Source organism: Gabonia massiliensis (assembly GCF_001403595.1).
GTDB lineage: Bacteria > Bacteroidota > Bacteroidia > Bacteroidales > Coprobacteraceae > Coprobacter > Coprobacter secundus.
Genome location: NZ_LN877940.1, coordinates 268,786 through 285,698, shown reverse-complemented (window position 1 = coordinate 285,698; position 16,913 = coordinate 268,786). Strand labels below are relative to the sequence as shown.

14 protein-coding genes are annotated in these 16,913 nt (G+C 36.7%); 3 read left to right on the top strand and 11 right to left on the bottom strand.

Features of this window, described 5'->3' with window-relative positions; all coding sequences use genetic code 11:
- Nucleotides 1–4: 4 nt before the first annotated feature.
- On the bottom strand, nt 5–2,065 hold the full coding sequence (locus BN2628_RS11230; RefSeq protein WP_055097287.1) for an acetate--CoA ligase family protein: 2,061 nt from the start codon (nt 2,063–2,065) through the stop codon (nt 5–7).
- Between the two features lie 156 nt (nt 2,066–2,221).
- Here BN2628_RS11230 and metG point away from each other — a divergent pair, with 156 nt between their 5' ends.
- Nucleotides 2,222–4,261: a methionine--tRNA ligase gene (gene metG / locus BN2628_RS11225; RefSeq protein ID WP_055097285.1), complete on the top strand. Its 2,040-nt coding sequence runs from the start codon at nt 2,222–2,224 to the stop codon at nt 4,259–4,261.
- 12 nt (nt 4,262–4,273) lie between these two features.
- A complete protein-coding gene (locus tag BN2628_RS11220) occupies nt 4,274–5,686 on the top strand; it encodes a lipopolysaccharide biosynthesis protein (protein ID WP_055097283.1) in 1,413 nt (470 codons plus the stop codon).
- 5 nt (nt 5,687–5,691) lie between these two features.
- Here the strand turns inward: BN2628_RS11220 and BN2628_RS11215 are convergent, their stop codons facing one another.
- Entirely contained in the window at nt 5,692–6,951 is a 1,260-nt protein-coding gene (locus tag BN2628_RS11215) for a glycosyltransferase family 4 protein (protein ID WP_055097281.1), read from the bottom strand.
- Nucleotides 6,952–7,057: 106 nt separating this feature from the next.
- On the opposite strand from BN2628_RS11215, the gene BN2628_RS11210 reads away from it, so the two are divergent.
- Nucleotides 7,058–8,530 (top strand): lipopolysaccharide biosynthesis protein, encoded by a 1,473-nt coding sequence (locus BN2628_RS11210; RefSeq protein ID WP_055097280.1) that lies wholly within the window; start codon nt 7,058–7,060, stop codon nt 8,528–8,530.
- A 3-nt stretch (nt 8,531–8,533) separates the two neighbouring features.
- Here BN2628_RS11210 and BN2628_RS11205 read toward each other — a convergent pair whose 3' ends face one another.
- From BN2628_RS11205 to BN2628_RS11165, 9 genes are read right to left on the bottom strand one after another with little or no spacing between them, the layout of a single operon-like run.
- Nucleotides 8,534–9,580, bottom strand: a complete 1,047-nt coding sequence (locus tag BN2628_RS11205; protein WP_055097278.1) for a nucleotidyltransferase family protein — start codon at nt 9,578–9,580, stop codon at nt 8,534–8,536.
- A gap of 3 nt (nt 9,581–9,583) precedes the next feature.
- A complete protein-coding gene (locus BN2628_RS11200; protein ID WP_055100277.1) occupies nt 9,584–10,279 on the bottom strand; it encodes an acylneuraminate cytidylyltransferase family protein in 696 nt (231 codons plus the stop codon).
- Between the two features lie 11 nt (nt 10,280–10,290).
- Nucleotides 10,291–11,460 (bottom strand): UDP-N-acetylglucosamine 2-epimerase, encoded by a 1,170-nt coding sequence (gene neuC, locus BN2628_RS11195; protein WP_055097276.1) that lies wholly within the window; start codon nt 11,458–11,460, stop codon nt 10,291–10,293.
- 3 nt (nt 11,461–11,463) lie between these two features.
- Nucleotides 11,464–12,468, bottom strand: a complete 1,005-nt coding sequence (neuB, locus tag BN2628_RS11190; RefSeq protein ID WP_055097274.1) for an N-acetylneuraminate synthase — start codon at nt 12,466–12,468, stop codon at nt 11,464–11,466.
- A gap of 4 nt (nt 12,469–12,472) precedes the next feature.
- Nucleotides 12,473–12,790 carry an HAD family hydrolase gene (locus BN2628_RS11185; protein ID WP_021929360.1) on the bottom strand — a complete coding sequence of 106 codons (318 nt, stop codon included), beginning with the start codon at nt 12,788–12,790 and terminating at the stop codon, nt 12,473–12,475.
- Entirely contained in the window at nt 12,774–13,727 is a 954-nt protein-coding gene (locus tag BN2628_RS11180; protein WP_055097272.1) for an ATP-grasp domain-containing protein, read from the bottom strand. The genes BN2628_RS11185 and BN2628_RS11180 overlap by 17 nt, the downstream gene beginning before the upstream one ends.
- On the bottom strand, nt 13,724–14,863 hold the full coding sequence (locus BN2628_RS11175) for a LegC family aminotransferase (RefSeq protein WP_055097270.1): 1,140 nt from the start codon (nt 14,861–14,863) through the stop codon (nt 13,724–13,726). The genes BN2628_RS11180 and BN2628_RS11175 overlap by 4 nt, the downstream gene beginning before the upstream one ends.
- Nucleotides 14,856–15,833 (bottom strand): NAD-dependent 4,6-dehydratase LegB, encoded by a 978-nt coding sequence (locus tag BN2628_RS11170; protein ID WP_044227013.1) that lies wholly within the window; start codon nt 15,831–15,833, stop codon nt 14,856–14,858. The genes BN2628_RS11175 and BN2628_RS11170 overlap by 8 nt, the downstream gene beginning before the upstream one ends.
- 34 nt (nt 15,834–15,867) lie before the next feature.
- Nucleotides 15,868–16,755: a hypothetical protein gene (locus tag BN2628_RS11165; protein WP_257606472.1), complete on the bottom strand. Its 888-nt coding sequence runs from the start codon at nt 16,753–16,755 to the stop codon at nt 15,868–15,870.
- Nucleotides 16,756–16,913: the final 158 nt, after the last annotated feature.

Below are 16,913 nucleotides of genomic sequence, written 5' to 3'. Positions count from 1 at the left end.
TTAATTATTTTTTCACTCGTATACGAGCATCGACAGCAATGATTCCTTGAGATGTTGCCAATAAAGGATTAATATCCATCTCTTTTATTTCCGTTGCAAAACGAAGTAAAGTGGATAACCGTACTATAATTTCAGCAAACTGAACCTCATCAATAGGAGCTTCCCCCCTTACCCCACGAAACATTTTGTACGCTCTTAAAGAGCGTATCATCGAAAATGCCTCGTTATGGCTCAAAGGAGCTAAACCGGAAGCTATATCTCGCAATACTTCCACAAATATCCCACCTAAACCACAAAGTATTATATGGCCGAAACGAGGCTCATATTTAGCCCCAACAAACAACTCTTTTCCTTGTAACATAGGCTGTATCATAACCGCTGACACATCTGGGAGCTTCATCATACGTTCAAATTCAAAAGCAAGGTGTTTCTTTGATTGTATATTTACAACCACCCCACCGATATCAGATTTATGAATAGGACCTACTACTTTGGCAACAACCGGATATCCAATCTCCTCTGCTTTACGCAATAATACCTTTTTATTATTCGACACTTCCTCTCTAACAATTTGTATTCCTGCAGCAGCTAAAAGTTGCTGAACATAATAATGAGAAAGATACCCTTCTTCTGTAATTTCATCAATAATTCTCCGAATTCTCGGAACATCAACTCCATAAAGTTCTATACCTTCATTTGTCGGCTTAGATGCATTACATACACGAGTTACGGCCGTAGCAAGTTCTACTTCATCTGAAAAATTCACATGTCCTTTATTCAAAAAATATTCTACTTCCTTACCGGCAGTTACAACCGACGGCAATACTGGAAATATCGGTTTGGAACATTCCTCCATCTTCCGATGAAGAACATCATAGGCATCATATACTTTGACTAAACCCGGGCTTCCAAATATAACAGCAATCGCATCAATCTCAGGACATTCTTTTTCACAAAAATCAATAGCCTTTTCCAGATGCTCCGGAGTTCCGGTTGCCAATATATCTATCGGATTGGCAACAGACGCACCTGGATACAGTTCAGATTTCAGCATCAGAGTCTTCTCCCCTTTTATTTCAGGTACATGCAAACCACCCTTCGACAAAGCATCAGTCAGCATCACTGCAGGTCCTCCTGCATGGGTTACAATAGCAAAATTTCGACCATAAATCTCTTTCAGCGTAAAAACACAAGAAACCGTTGTCAAATCTTCTCTACTGAAACAACGCACTATTCCTGCTTTCCTGAAAAGCGCTTCGACAGCCAAATCCGAACTGGCCATAGCCCCAGTATGCGACGATGCTGCCCGACTTCCAGACTCGGAAGAACCCGATTTGACAGCCGCAATTTTACACCCTTTCCTAATCAATGATGAAGCATGCAGCAGTAAACGATCCGGATCTTTTATATTTTCTATATAAAGCATTTTTATTCGGGGCGACGTTTCCGGCTCAAACGTTCTATCAAGATACTCAAGAACATCCTCTACCCCAATCTGAGGAGCATTGCCAACTGACCATACAGAATTAAAACGTAGTCCCTTCCCGATAGCAGACTCAAGGATATATACCGCAGTAGCGCCAGAACTTGAAACCAAGTCAACACCCTTCGCATTTAAATCTGGAATCGGCAAGGTAAAGACACTCCGATGATTACGATTCATCAAACCAATACAATTAGGCCCTATCAGAGAAGCCCCATAATAATTTACTGTATCTAATATTTGCCGTTCCAACTTTTCTCCTTCCGGAGTCTCTTCAGCAAAACCCGCAGAAATGATGACAAAAGCTTTCGTACTTTTTTCTGAGGCAAGTAATTTTACAACTGCAGGACATGAAACTGCAGGAATTGCCAATATTGCTAGTTCAACGGGAGGCAGCATATCAACAGAAGCAAAACAAGGAACGCCTTGTACCTCCGTTTCTTTAGGATTGACAGCATAAATATCACCTTTAAAATTACCCTCCAGCAAGTTTCTTATAATTTTTCCACCTGGTTTTTGCACATTATTTGAACCTCCGACAATAACAATACTTTGAGGGTCGACTAATTCTCTATTTATCATTCAAATACATTTTATACATTTATCAAACAAAACTCGCTAACAATCTTTTACCAAAGATAGTGATTTTAATTCCAGGCAGATATCCTTTGCAACAAAAATAGTATATTTGCATTTTAATTTGAAATAAATCACAAATCACAATAAATAAAATATTGTATGGAAAAGAAATTTAAACGGACCCTCGTAACAACAGCATTACCTTATGCAAACGGCCCTGTACATATAGGGCACCTTGCCGGAGTATATGTCCCAGCCGATATATATACTCGATATCTCCGATTAAAAGGTGAAGACGTGATAATGATAGGTGGTTCGGACGAACATGGCGTACCTATCACATTAAAGGCAAAAGCTGAAGGTGTCTCTCCACAGGTAATCGTTGACCGTTATCACAATATCATAAAAAAATCCTTCGAGGAATTCGGTATTTCTTTTGACATATATTCTCGTACCTCATCCGAGATACATCACAAAACAGCTTCAGATTTTTTTAAAAAATTATACGAAAAAGGCGAATTTATCGAGAAAACGTCCGAACAGTATTATGATGAAGAAGCTCAACAATTTTTAGCAGACCGATATATTATAGGGACATGCCCCCATTGCCATAACGAAAGAGCATACGGCGATCAATGTGAAGCATGTGGAACTTCTTTAAATGCAACAGACCTGATAAATCCAAAGTCTGCAATTAGTGGAAGTACTCCCGTTATGCGTGAAACCAAACACTGGTATCTCCCTTTAGACAAGCACGAAGCTTTTCTAAAAAAATGGATTCTGGAAGACCACAAAGAATGGAAACCAAACGTATACGGACAGTGCAAATCATGGCTCGACATGGGATTACAACCTCGAGCTGTTAGCCGAGACCTCGACTGGGGAGTCCCTGTTCCAGTAGAAGGGGCTGAAGGAAAAGTATTATATGTATGGTTCGACGCTCCTATTGGCTATATTTCGAATACCAAAGAACTATTGCCCGACAAATGGGAATTATACTGGAAAGATAAAAACACAAAATTGGTTCATTTCATCGGAAAAGACAATATTGTATTTCATTGTATTGTATTCCCTGCCATGCTAAAAGCTGAAGGTAGCTACATCCTTCCTGACAACGTTCCGGCCAATGAATTCCTCAATCTGGAAGGGGACAAAATATCCACATCCCGCAATTGGGCTGTATGGTTACATGAATATTTACAAGACTTTCCAAGCAAACAAGACGTATTACGTTATGTACTTACAGCCAATGCTCCAGAAACAAAAGATAACGATTTTACATGGAAGGACTTTCAAGCCCGTAACAATAATGAGCTAGTCGCTGTGTTAGGAAATTTTGTAAATAGAGCACTCGTCTTGACTCATAAATATTTCGATGGGAAAGTTCCTGCCTGTGGAGATTTGACCGAATATGATAAACAAACTTTGTCCGAATTTACCGGAGTAAAAGCCGAAATGGAATCATATTTAGAGCACTACCGATTTAGAGATGCACTGAAAGAAGCTATGAACCTGGCTCGTATTGGGAATAAATATTTAGCCGATACAGAACCTTGGAAACTGGCAAAAACAGACATGAACCGAGTGGCAACAATATTAAATTTAGCATTGCAAATCTCTGCAAACCTGGCCATTGCTTTTGAACCCTTTTTGCCTTTCTCTGCGAAAAAACTTCGCAATATGTTAAATATGCAAATCGTCGATTGGAATGTATTAGGACACACAGACATATTGCCCGAAGGATTACAATTAAATCCGGCAGAACTACTCTTTGAGAAAATAGAAGATAGTACGATTGAAGCCCAAGTACAAAAACTGTTAGATACAAAAAAGGCAAACGAACTCAAAAATCATAAAGCGGCTCCAGTTCGTGAAAATATCTCATTTGAAGATTTCTCAAAATTAGACATTCGGGTTGGCAGGGTTCTCGAATGTATAAAAGTTCCTAAAGCAGATAAACTGCTGCAATTTAAGATAGATGATGGCTTAGGAGGACGAACAATTGTATCAGGAATAGCAAAACATTATGCCCCCGAAGACTTAGTCGGTAAAAATGTATGCTTTATAGCTAATTTAGCTCCGAGAAAGCTCAAAGGAATAGAATCACAAGGTATGATTCTTTCTGCTGAAGATGCAGACGGGCGATTAATTGTTATTGAGCCTGCAGACGAAGTACGTCCTGGTTCAGAAGTAAAATAAACGTATGGAAAAATGATAGAAGACCTGGAAAAGACTACTCGGAATGCAATTATATGGAATGCATTGGATAAAGTCTCAAACCAGGTTATCTCTATTGTGATAGGAATAATACTGGCCCGCATTCTGAATTCGTCCGATTATGGTTTGATAGGAATGCTGGCCATTTTTGTTGCTATTGCCAACTCCTGCATCGACAGCGGCTTTTCGTCAGCTCTCGTTAGAAAACAAAATCCAACAGAAGCAGACTATAATACAGTCTTTTATTGCAACTTATTGATATCATTCATAATTTACATCCTCTTATTTTTAGGAGCTCCCAATATAGCCTCTTTTTTCGATCAACCCATCCTTATTCCACTCTCCCGAAGCCTTTTTTGCATATTCTTAATAAACGCTTTAGGACTTATCCAAACAGCCTATCTTGTAAAAGAAATACAATTCAGAAAAGTAACAATTATCAATTTCTTATCACTCTTTATATCGGGTCTGACAGCTCTTTATTATGCACTTCACAACTATGGTGCTTGGGCTCTTGTCGCCCAAATGCTGTCACAATCCGTATCCAAAACAATTTTATTATGGATTATCGGGAAATGGCATCCAAAAGCGGTTTTTTCGATTAAATCGTTTCGTGAACTCTTTGCATTTGGATCCAATATTTTACTGGCCAATATCTTAAATTCAATATTCCTAAATATTTATTCTGCGTTTATCGGCCGACTTTATGGAAAAACTTCTTTGGGATTTTACACCCAAGCTGCCAAATGGGCCGATATGGGAATCTCTACATTATACGGAACCATACAAAACGCGACCTATACAGTATTCAGTGCTATACAAAACGAGAAAGAAAGATTGGTCAAAGCATATCGAGATACAATGAAATTAACGGCATTTATAACATTTCCGTCATTACTCTGTTTCATATTAATAAGTAAACCATTTGTACTAATATTTTTATCGGAAAAGTGGACCGAATCAATTATTTATTTGCAATTATTATGTGCTGCGGGTATTTTTACCGTATTTACGACTATTAATGGAAACTATATAAAAATTTCAGGACATTCTCATCTTGTTTTACGCCTCGAGGTAATAAAAATAGGGCTAATATTCATAGCAATCTTCTTAACTTGGCACATGGGAATGTTACATATGGTTATAAGCTTAGTAATAGTAAGAATAATAGTATATATCCTCAGCATCATCATTATTGGGGAAAAAGTAGACTATCCTTGGTATACGCAACTAAAAGATATCTTCCCATATCTATCCGTCGGGGTTATATTATTCTTAACCAGTCTATCTTTTACAATATTTATTTCTAATATTTATTTCTTAGGAATAATTCAAATAGGATTCTTTTTCACATCTTACTATTCTATTTTTCGATACATGGATAGGCATTATTTGCTATTCAATTGACATATTTATTTTCCAGAAGACATATATTCATCCATAAGAACATTTATATTATGCTCATTCAAGTTAGGAAGACAGCTCTCTTTAAAAAAATCCATATAGCCTTCAGACATCAAATCAAGTGAAAATTTAAACGAAAATTTTCGGATGTAATCACGGTCCCAATACCGGCTAAAAGCCTCTGAAATCGCATAAGAAACAGCTTCATCGGTACGTTCTTTTATCAAGACTGTACATTTATCATCATAAATATCATAAGCAGCATCAATATCCGAAAAACAAATCGCAGGAAGGCCAAACCGATACCCCTCAATCAGAGACAATCCAAAACCTTCTTCTTTGCTAAGTAAACATGTACACCAAGACTCATTCATTAAAGAAAAAACTTCTTTATGAGGCAATGAACCTGTAAAGTGACAAAACTTATCCACACCTAAAAGTAAAGCCTGATTTTGTAACTTTCCGTGCAAATTATCATTTCCAATAAAGAAAACATGAAAATATTCTTCCATTTGTCCCTGAAGCAAAGCTATAGCCCGAATCAGCTGCTCCTGATTTTTATTTTGATTGATGTTCCCAACACAAACAATTTGTCTTTTTCTTATCACATCTAAATACGTCGTCTGCACTGAAGGAATCGCATTCAAAATCACTTTCAATGTCGGATATCGTTTCCCACCGAACTCTTCAATAATTTTTTTTTGTATTCCAGAACTGACAACAGAAACCCCCACTTGACCCTCCAACAGCAATTGAAGCATCTTAAACTCAAATGCCTTTGCAAAAGACGATAAATTGATAGATTCATTCAAAGAATTTAAGCCATGTAATGTAATTACAAATGAAACATTTCGCCTAACTGCAGCTATAATAAAAGGTAACGTATTTATAGTCAGACCATGTATATGTATATAATCAGGTGTAAGCCGTTTAATAATTTTCTCATTATAGCCGATACTAAAATAATATTTAAAAATATTATAGCGAGCCCATATAGACTCTTCTTTAGCCATTATTGCATATTTAAAACCACGAAATATATCTTTCCACTTCGAGGAAAATAACAAAGCATATAACCTCCGTGACAATAAGCAATACCCCAAACGTTTAGACGATGCACCGAAAAAACTGGAATTATTAACATATACCTCATTTCCAGACTTATACAGAGCTTCTGAAATAGATGAAACCATAAGTCCCAAACCTGTATTTGGAGAATGAGGAAAATCTGGATGGCAAAGTGTTGGCGTAGATACTAAAATTCTCATCACATTTCTTTTGACTGGTAAATATACATATAAACTACATACCTATTATATTTTCTAAAAAAGATTGAGTCAAATATTTAAAATATATTGTTATTTTGCGTCTTAAATGAAAGACGAACCACAAAATACAAACATCGACTTAAAGGCAAAAACTGCCAATACCTTGATGTGGAATACAATAGACCGTATATCTACTCAAATCTTATATGCAGTTACTGGTATAGTTTTAGCTCAAGTTCTCATGCCTGAAGATTTCGGCCTCATCGGGGCTATAACTATTTTTACAGCATTTGCCAATCTATTTATTGACAGTGGATTTTCATCGGCTCTTATTCAGAAAAAAAATGTTACACAGACCGATTTCAGCACTATTTTCTTTTTCAACATTGGAATCAGTGTAATATTATATATTCTTTTATGGTTTACAGCTCCTCTTATTGCTGATATTTTTCATGACAAAAGGCTTATAACACTCTCCCGAGTTATGTTCCTGAATTTCATAATACTGGCTTTTGGAATGGTACAAAGCACAAAGTTGATGAAAAAAATGGATGTAAAAATAATTGCCATTTCAAATTCCATCGGGCTATTTCTCTCCGGAGCCTTAGCTCTAATCATGGCACTAAACGGATACGGAGCATGGGCAATGGTAGCTCAAGCACTTGTACTTTCATCGGTAAAATCAGCAATTTTATGGAAATTCAACTCCTGGAGGCCAAGTTGGACTTTTAGCAAAAAATCTTTATCAGAAATATTCCAAATAGGTTCAGGTGTCATGATGACATCCTTGTTCAACACTATATTTCTCAACATTTATTCTTTTATCATTGGCTCTTTTTATAATCTAAAACATCTTGGATACTATACACAGGCGGATAAATGGAGCAAAATGGGAATCACAGCTTTAGGTCAGATTTTAGGTTCTTCCTTCCTACCAATTCTTGCCGATATGCAAGATAATCGAGAGCGGCTACATCGAGCAATAAGTAAAATGAATAAACTCACCTCTTTTATAATTTTTCCTATATATGCAGGTCTTATCATTGTTGCAGAACCTCTATTCAGAACATTATTCGGAAACAAATGGGATGCATCTATTTTACTCTTTCAACTCCTTATATTCAGAGGAATTTTTACTACACTGACAGTATTCCTTAATAACTGCATTCTAGGGATTGGAAAAGTAAAAATTATGTTGTATTTAGAAATTGTAAAAGATATACTGTCTCTGATAGCCATCTTTATTACACTAGAAATGGGTGTTACAATTCTCGTTTTAGGACAAGTTTTTGTCTCTATTTTACATTATCTACTTATGGCTTACATCAGCGGAAAAGTTGTTGGATATGGAATAAAAAAACAAGTAAAAGATATGATACCATATTGCGCAATTACTATAATAATTTCAATACCGTTAGTGTTACTACCCATAATCATCGATAAGGAATGGTTACTACTCATACTCCAAACACTAACAGGTGTTTTGCTATACTACGCCACCAACAAGAGTCTGAACTCTCACATTCTACAAGACATTTTGGAATACGCAAAAAGTAGAATAACCCCAAATAAGCAATGATGATTACATCTCTATATGCCGAGCCAAATCTTGTGCTCGTTTATAATCCTCTGGTTTTCCTATATCTATCCAATTTCCTGTTATTGGAAAACGAACGACCCTTTTCCCTTTCTCTATCAATAAATCGATAAAATCAGTAGCATTATAAAATGCATTCCGAGGCATAAGTTCCAATAACTCTTTTTTTATCAAATATATACCTGCATTTGCATAATAATTATATGTCGGCTTTTCCTCAAGAGCCAATACTCGTTCTGCTTCAGTTTTAAAAATAGCATAAGGAACTGATACCAGATAAGGTACAGCCGCCACTGATAAATCAGCTTTCTTATCTATATGGTGCAAATAAAAATCTTCATAATCAATATTGGTAAATAAATCAGAATTCATCAGTAAAATCGTATCATTATAAAATGAATCGATTAACGTAAGAGAGCCCATAGTACCCCAAAATTGGGGTTCTCGTACGCAATTTACCTGTACATCATTTACAAGTTTAGAAAAATGCACTTCAATCTGTTCTGCTAAATAATTTACCGTTACCGATATACGGTCTATCCCATAAGAGATAAGACGTTCGACATTATAATCGATGATACATTTATCTCCTACTTTCAACAATGGTTTTGGTGTTTTTTCAGTTAGTGGACGTAATCTTTCGCCTTTCCCTCCTGCCATTAAAACAGCATCTACCGGTAACACAGAACGTAATTCTCGTAAATTATAAACACCGGTTATACGATGTTCGTCATCCAAACAAGGAACTAAAGCTATTTGCAACTTCTTTAATTCCCTAATTGCTCTGACATCTATGCCACTGCTTTTTACATACCGAAAATGAGTAAACATGACAGAAGAAACAGGGTCATTTAATTGAGCTCCTGATATTAAACTTCTACGGATATCCCCATCTGTTAAAGTCCCGACCATTCGGTTATTTTCATCGACAATAAATAAAGTCAAAGTATTGCTCGGTAGTCGATTCAAAACTTTCAAGGCCTCAAGAATTGAAACATAATCTCGTATTACAAAACGTTCTGTATTTCCCATAACTCAAAAAGTTACAATATTTTCTTGTAGCATCATCTCTGCCACCATCCAGTCAAAAGGAGTATCTAAGTCTATAGAATACTTATCATCCATAACATATTTACGTCTACGGGGAAACTCTCCCAAACTCATCTTTCGAAGAGATGCTGTATTGATAACATATATAGCGCCATTGTATTCCCAAGCTTGAGGGGCATCCTGCCGACGAATCAATTTTCCGTTCCCTTTAGACAAATGCAGAAAATGATTACCATCTTCTTCATAACAATTATAATAAGGATTAGAAGCGGCCTCTTTTACGGACACGACCATATCAATATCTGGGGTATATAAAGTTAATGCTTCCTGAACAAACTTTTCTTTCCTAAAAGGAGAAGTCGGCTGTAACAAAACCAAAACATCATAATGTCTGCCTAAAGATTCATAATAACTAAGCGCGTGTAACAAAACTTCATAAGTTCCCACCTGATCACCGGACAACTCTTTCGGCCGTCTGAACGGAACAGCTAAACCATAATTTTCCACAACACGCACAATCTCCTCATCATCAGTGGATACACAAATATGTTCGTCAGACGTCAATTGACGAGCCAATTCAATAGAATATCCGATTAGAGGTTTTCCTCCTAATAATTTTATATTTTTATGGGGAATACCTTTACTTCCTCCTCTCGCAGGAATAACATATAATATATTCATTCCTTTATCCTTCATTTATCCGTACAAATCTTAACATCATAAAAATGCTTCTTAATAATATCTTCTAAAGGATAATTTTTTATTATCTTCCAAATATTCTCCGTAGTATTAGGCTTCTCATATGGATTTTTAGCTTCTTTAGCAGAAGCTTTCACTGTATTCGTGGCAATCATACTCAATCCTGCCGCAATAGCCTCGTAAGAAGCCTCACAATGTAGTACAGATGATGCAGCAAGGCGACCTTTTTGTCGGGCACCTATATCTAACGTCGGTATCCCAAAAGATGGAACCTCGACAATACCACTTGAAGAATTCCCAATTACCCCATCAACATATTGCAATGCAGACAAATATCGAAGATATCCTAAAGATGTGAAAGCTACTGATCTATCAGAATGACAGTTTACATATTCATCAATCATCGAGGCGATAATACGACCATTAGAATCAGAATTCGGTTTCGTAAAAATAATATGTGCATCCGTTTCATCCAAAGCTTTTAGCAGTGCGGAAAATTGTTCTCGAGCAGTCATATATTCAAGAGTAACCGGATGATACGTGACCATATAAGTTTTCTTTGAGATTTTAAATCCTATGCTCCTTTCTAAATCTTCTCTACTCAGAAGTTGTAAGTAACGAATATTATCCAATCCTATAGACCCAACATTAAATACTCGTTCTGGCTCTTCTCCTAGCTGAATCACTCGATTACGGTACTCTTCTGTCGTTGTAAAATGAAGATGGCTCATTTTGGTAATAGAATGACGAATTGCATCATCATAAGCTCCCTCCGTAACATCTCCACCAGAAATATGTGCAACAGGAATTTGAAAAAATAACGCTGTAGATGCAGCACCTAACATCTCATAACGATCACCCAAAATTACGATTAAATCGGGAGATAAATCTTGTATGGCATCTGCAAAACCTATAATTCCCAATCCCAAAGATTTTGCAATAGACGATGATGTATCAGCTGACAAAAGCATTTCTACCTTCTTATTGATAATGAATCCGTCATTTTCAATTTCTCGAAAGGTCAAACCGAATTCAGGAGATAAATGCATATTAGTAGCTATTATTTGTAAATCCAAATCCGGATCTTCCTGTATCATTTTCATTAGACGGCTCAACAATCCATATTCAGCTCTTGTCCCTGTAATTACACAAATTTTTCGCATAACCTATAATTCTAATAGTTCATCCTCTTTAAAATCACGAGGGGCAACTTTCCCAATTACCTCATACCAACGCATCGGAGAAATTCCATTTCCAGGACGCTTCACAGTCATATTATTTTCAGTGAAAACCTCTCCAGCTTTTATATCCCTGGCCGCAATCAAACTTTTACGAGCAACAATACTGTTCTTTGCCTCAGAATTAGAAACTCTTTTTACCGGACTCCCCAAACTCAATTCAATATTTCGGATAGACTCTATCATTTTCTTCAATTCTTCCGGTTCTAACGAAGCTTTGTGATCAGGCCCGGGAAGATTTCTATCCAACGTAAAATGCTTTTCTATTACAACTGCTCCCAAAGCTACCGCAGCTAACGAGACTTCTATACCCTTGGTATGGTCCGAATACCCAGTTTTTACACCAAAGCAATCGGATAATGTCTGCATTGCTCGAAGATTTACATCAACATAAGGGGTAGGATACTCAGTATTACAATGCAAAAGAGTAATCTGCTCCAAACCCAACCCCTCTTTTGTCAACACACCGAGTGCAGCCTCGATATCTCCCAAACCGGACATTCCAGTTGACATAATTACCGGACGTCCCAAACGTGCAATTTTTTGCAAATATGGTAAATTGGTAATTTCTCCAGATGGAATCTTATAATAGTCCATATCCAATGCTTCCAACACATCTATAGATTCTAAATCAAATGGTGTAGAAAGAAATTTTATCCCTATTTCATCACAAAAGTCCTTAAGTGGCTTATAATCTGTCAAAGGCAAATGAATTGCCCGGCACATATCAAGCTGCGACTCTTCTTTTTTTGTCGTACCTAACTGGTATTCCGCTTTGGGCGCATATCGGGAAATAACCCTCTCGGGACGAGCAGTCTGAAATTTTACATAATCAGCTCCGGCATCTTTAGCTGCAATAACCAATTTTCTTGCTAAATCATAATTCCCATTATGATTCACACCAGCTTCAGCTATAATAACAACCTTTCCCATGATATCACTTTTTCCTATTCTTCAAGTCTTTTATTATCTCCTGCCAATTATCCTTAAATTGTAAAGCCCTATCATCAATCCACACATCCCCTATAGGCTTTCCCATAATCAACTGATGATATTTCACTTTATGTTCCTTTAACCATGCTGTAGTCATCTCAAACTCCATCCATGTACGGGCAGAGTATATTATAATAGTATGTCCTTCGTCATACAAAGCATTTATTGACTCTACCGCATGAAGTTTAGGTACAGCCAAACAGCGGCTATACGTACGCTCTTCGGTACATATAGTACCGTCCATATCAATGATTATCTGCATAGAATATAACTTCTTTAAAATATCGCGTCATAAATATATTTTCTTTCCAGCTAACAATAGGTTCGACCGGATACTTAAGATATTCATCTAACAACGTAGAAAGAATATTAGCTCCGGCTTCGATGCTTGCAATTACCCCTCCACCCAAACGGGGATTAATTTCCATAATATATGTTTTATCGGTTGCCACATCTCGTATAAACTGTATAGTTACCGGGCCTATAAATTGCCCCGTTTGCAAAACCTTCCGAGATAAAGTTATACAAACATCATCCTTTATTGTTCGGGTTTTTATAACCTCTCCTCCGGCAACTTCGAGCCTAATTCTCGGAACTATCGATACAATATCCCGACTTTCTGATACATAACAATCCACAGTAAATTCTATTCCGTCCTGGATGTAGGTTTGTATTACATAACTGCCTAAATTTGAAATATTTCGTAAATCATCTCGGGAATAAACTATTTTTATACCTTTAGATGCAGAACCAGTTCGAGGTTTAAGAATCACGGGAAATTCGATATTCCCTATTGAAAAACACTGTGGCACAGGAATATCGTATTTTTTAAACCAATCCACAGAAAGCTGCTTGTCGAACATAACTTTACATATGTCTTCTCGGCAAACAGGGATAAAAACATCCGAGCAAATACTCCTTAATCGGCTCGCAACTTCCACGGCAGGATCGACAAATGGTAAAACAATGTGAATATCCTTTTCTCGAATGACAGATAGAAGATCTGGAATAATGTTTTCATCCTTCCACCGTAAACCAAGAATAACTGTTCCAACAGAAGCTATAGGGACAAATTCATCCAATTCATACGAATAAACTTCGACGTCAAGCCCTTTTCTCCTTGCCGTATCTATCAGATGTTCAGCTAAAGATACCCGTTTAGCACCACCTAAAAATAAGACATTTAGCTTATCATTCATAACCTGACACTACTTGGAATATTCACCACTCGTTTCTCAAAATACAGACAGTTGCTCAAATCTCCACACTGCTCTTTTTCAAACATAGGCAACTTATTCATCAATCGCCAAATAGGACGAGTCATAACTCCATTAGAATTACTATATTCAAGAAAATCATCACGTTCCTTTTCATTATCCAATAAAATGGCATTTAGCCAATAGTTTGAATGACAATGTTCTGGTTCAACAAAAAAAGAAATACCTTTTTTACTAAAATAACCTTGATAAATTTCAGCTAATTGGCGTTTTTTTTCTAAAAATAAAGGCAATGTTTCCATCTGAGCACATCCCAAAGCTGCATTAATATTAGGCATACGATAATTATATCCTATATGGTCATGCACAAACTCCCATGGGTGAGGAAGCTTAGACTGCGTAGATAGATGTTTTGCATAACTCCCCAGCTCCTCATCTTGGAAAAGTAACATCCCCCCGCCACCGGTTGTTATAGTTTTATTACCATTAAAACTCAAAACGCCAATCTTTCCAAATAACCCGGTATGCTTCCCCTTATAAAAAGAACCGATACTCTCTGCCGCATCTTCGACCAATTCAAGAGAATAACGCAGACAAATATCAGCTATAGCATCAATTTTACATGGATGCCCGAAAGTATGCATAGGCACACAAGCTTTAATCCGTCTGCCTGTACCCTTATTATACAATGCATCTCCTCTCATTTCTGCATTATCGAGAATCCACTCTTCTAATTTTTCTGGAGACAATCCCATTGTCTCCCTATCTACATCAATAAAAACCGGATGTGCCCCGCAATAACTAATTGCATTACATGTCGCAATAAAAGTCAACGGTTGAGTCAAAACTTCATCATTCTGTTCAACTCCAACTAAAAGTAAAGCCAAATGAATAGCATTAGTACCATTTACACATACAACAGCACGCTTAGCCCCCGTATAAACAGCAACCACATCTTCGAATTTATCGACATATTTACCAACACTCGAAACAAATGTAGAATCGATACAATCATTCAAATATTCCTTTTCATTACCGATAAAACACGGAGCATGTAAAGGCACAAACTCTTGATTGGGAAATAACCTTTTTATAAAACTAATCGTCTCTTTATACATTGTAAATATTTGCTTTATATCGGTTTAGATTATTCTTATCCATAAACCACTTCACTGTTTCTTCCAATCCCCTTCGTATAGGATATTCAGGTTTAAAATCTGTCAAGCTCTTTATCTTTGAATTATCTCCCCATAAACGAAATACTTCGGAACCTTTAGGCCTGATACGTTGCTCATCTTCCACAAAACAAACTTTTACACCCATTATTTCCGATATCAAATTCAAAGTATCTCTCATCGATATCTCATAATTACTGCATACATTGACTTCCTGCCCTATCGCTGCCTCACATTGTGAAAGCTGAATAAATCCCCGACAAGTATCCTTTACATAATTAAAATCACGCGTAGGACTAAGGTCTCCTAATTTTATTTCTTTAGCTCCATTGGCAATCTGAGTAATAATGGTCGGAATTATAGCTCTAGCTGACTGGCGAGGACCATACGTATTAAATGGACGGACTATTACAACCGGAAGTTCAAAAGCATTGTAAAAGCTCATGGCCAAAGCATCTGCCCCTATTTTAGTTGCTGAATAAGGAGACTGAGGCTGTTTAGGGTGGTTCTCATCAATAGGAACATACTTGGCCGTCCCGTATACTTCACTGGTAGAAGTAACCAATACACGCTTCACGCCTCTCTCTTTAGCTGCTTGGCATACATTCAGTGTTCCTTTTATATTGGTATCAACATAACTATCAGGAGCAACATAAGAATACGGAATCGCAATGAGTGCAGCCAAATGAAAAACAATATCAATCCCCTGCATAATATGTTTGCAAAAATACGGATCTCGTATATCTCCACATACAACCTCAAGACCAGGATGAGTAATACCTTCAAGCCATCCCCAATTATTAAAAGAATTATAATAAGACAGTGCTCTTACCTGAAAACCTCGGTCTAAAAGCATCTCTGTAAGGTGAGAACCAATAAAACCGTCAGCCCCTGTGACTAATACTTTTTCCATTTTTCCAATTTTTATCAGGGTATTACCCCAATGTTTAAAAAATTCGACCAGGGTCATTTTGCTTTGGGATCATTCTCTCAAAAGCATCAATAAAAGAACCTGGAGTAATATTTATAATTTTACATCCTATACGCTCAGCATAATCCCGAATGACAAAATATGACCGAAAAGCTATATACATACTATATAGAACTTCATGCAAATGAATATTAGCATATTCAGCATCCACCTGTTTATTATGTTGTTCACTATCCTTATAAAAATGTGGTTGACGAGTAATTACTCGATTATTGTCATCCACCGACAATTGTGGAAGCCAAGAATGGTCAGCTCCGGCTAAATATATTTTTTTAAAGCCTAATCGAAAAGCCAACATGATAGAAGGTATAAGGACATTCCTGGGCCGAGGACACCCCCACCCCTTACGAAAAGCATATCTGGAAAACCATTTGTAACCCTCCACTGGTGTAATATTATATTGGACAATATGTATATGAGGATTCGTACTCAAAATTTCTTGCCACCATCTTCTTTTAAACGCAAAAACCGGAACAAATAGATACATTTTCCACGTAACCGACTCAGACAAAGCACAATATAAATCAACAGATTTTTCTTTTGACGCATCAAAAAAATAGGGATCCGCTATAACATATAGTCCAGGACACAATTGTTTGAACAAATCAGTTGACCCTGCAAAATTTACAGCCAATAATGTCTTATCTCTTAAAAATGCAGAAGAGCTCGCTACAGTCGTATTCAAAGATGGACCGTTTCCCAAAATTACAATTTCTCCTAAAGAATCGAATTCAGTAGGCATAGGAGTCCTATTTTTCGAATAAATGACAATCTTCAAAATACTCAACAACGTTTGAACGCCATCATTTATCCATTTTTGCATTTTATCTAACAAAGGATTCATATATCTCTATCCACATTAATCCAATTTTAGAGCTCTCTTCCACACAGAAAAAATAACAGCCTTTATCAGCTACCAATTTCCCGAGAACGCTTTCTGCAAATGTAACTATTTTTTTAAAATCACTTCTATCACAAAGGTATGAAAAGAAAAGTTCATTT

Excerpts from the sequence above, each read along its gene's own strand:
- BN2628_RS11230 (WP_055097287.1), bottom strand. The coding sequence starts at position 2,065 with ATGATAAATAGAGAATTAGTCGACCCTCAAAGTATTGTTATTGTCGGA.
- metG (WP_055097285.1), top strand. The coding sequence starts at position 2,222 with ATGGAAAAGAAATTTAAACGGACCCTCGTAACAACAGCATTACCTTAT.
- BN2628_RS11220 (WP_055097283.1), top strand. The coding sequence starts at position 4,274 with ATGATAGAAGACCTGGAAAAGACTACTCGGAATGCAATTATATGGAAT.
- BN2628_RS11215 (WP_055097281.1), bottom strand. The coding sequence starts at position 6,951 with ATGAGAATTTTAGTATCTACGCCAACACTTTGCCATCCAGATTTTCCT.
- BN2628_RS11210 (WP_055097280.1), top strand. The coding sequence starts at position 7,058 with ATGAAAGACGAACCACAAAATACAAACATCGACTTAAAGGCAAAAACT.
- BN2628_RS11205 (WP_055097278.1), bottom strand. The coding sequence starts at position 9,580 with ATGGGAAATACAGAACGTTTTGTAATACGAGATTATGTTTCAATTCTT.
- BN2628_RS11200 (WP_055100277.1), bottom strand. The coding sequence starts at position 10,279 with ATGAATATATTATATGTTATTCCTGCGAGAGGAGGAAGTAAAGGTATT.
- neuC (WP_055097276.1), bottom strand. The coding sequence starts at position 11,460 with ATGCGAAAAATTTGTGTAATTACAGGGACAAGAGCTGAATATGGATTG.
- neuB (WP_055097274.1), bottom strand. The coding sequence starts at position 12,468 with ATGGGAAAGGTTGTTATTATAGCTGAAGCTGGTGTGAATCATAATGGG.
- BN2628_RS11185 (WP_021929360.1), bottom strand. The coding sequence starts at position 12,790 with ATGCAGATAATCATTGATATGGACGGTACTATATGTACCGAAGAGCGT.
- BN2628_RS11180 (WP_055097272.1), bottom strand. The coding sequence starts at position 13,727 with ATGAATGATAAGCTAAATGTCTTATTTTTAGGTGGTGCTAAACGGGTA.
- BN2628_RS11175 (WP_055097270.1), bottom strand. The coding sequence starts at position 14,863 with ATGTATAAAGAGACGATTAGTTTTATAAAAAGGTTATTTCCCAATCAA.
- BN2628_RS11170 (WP_044227013.1), bottom strand. The coding sequence starts at position 15,833 with ATGGAAAAAGTATTAGTCACAGGGGCTGACGGTTTTATTGGTTCTCAC.
- BN2628_RS11165 (WP_257606472.1), bottom strand. The coding sequence starts at position 16,755 with ATGAATCCTTTGTTAGATAAAATGCAAAAATGGATAAATGATGGCGTT.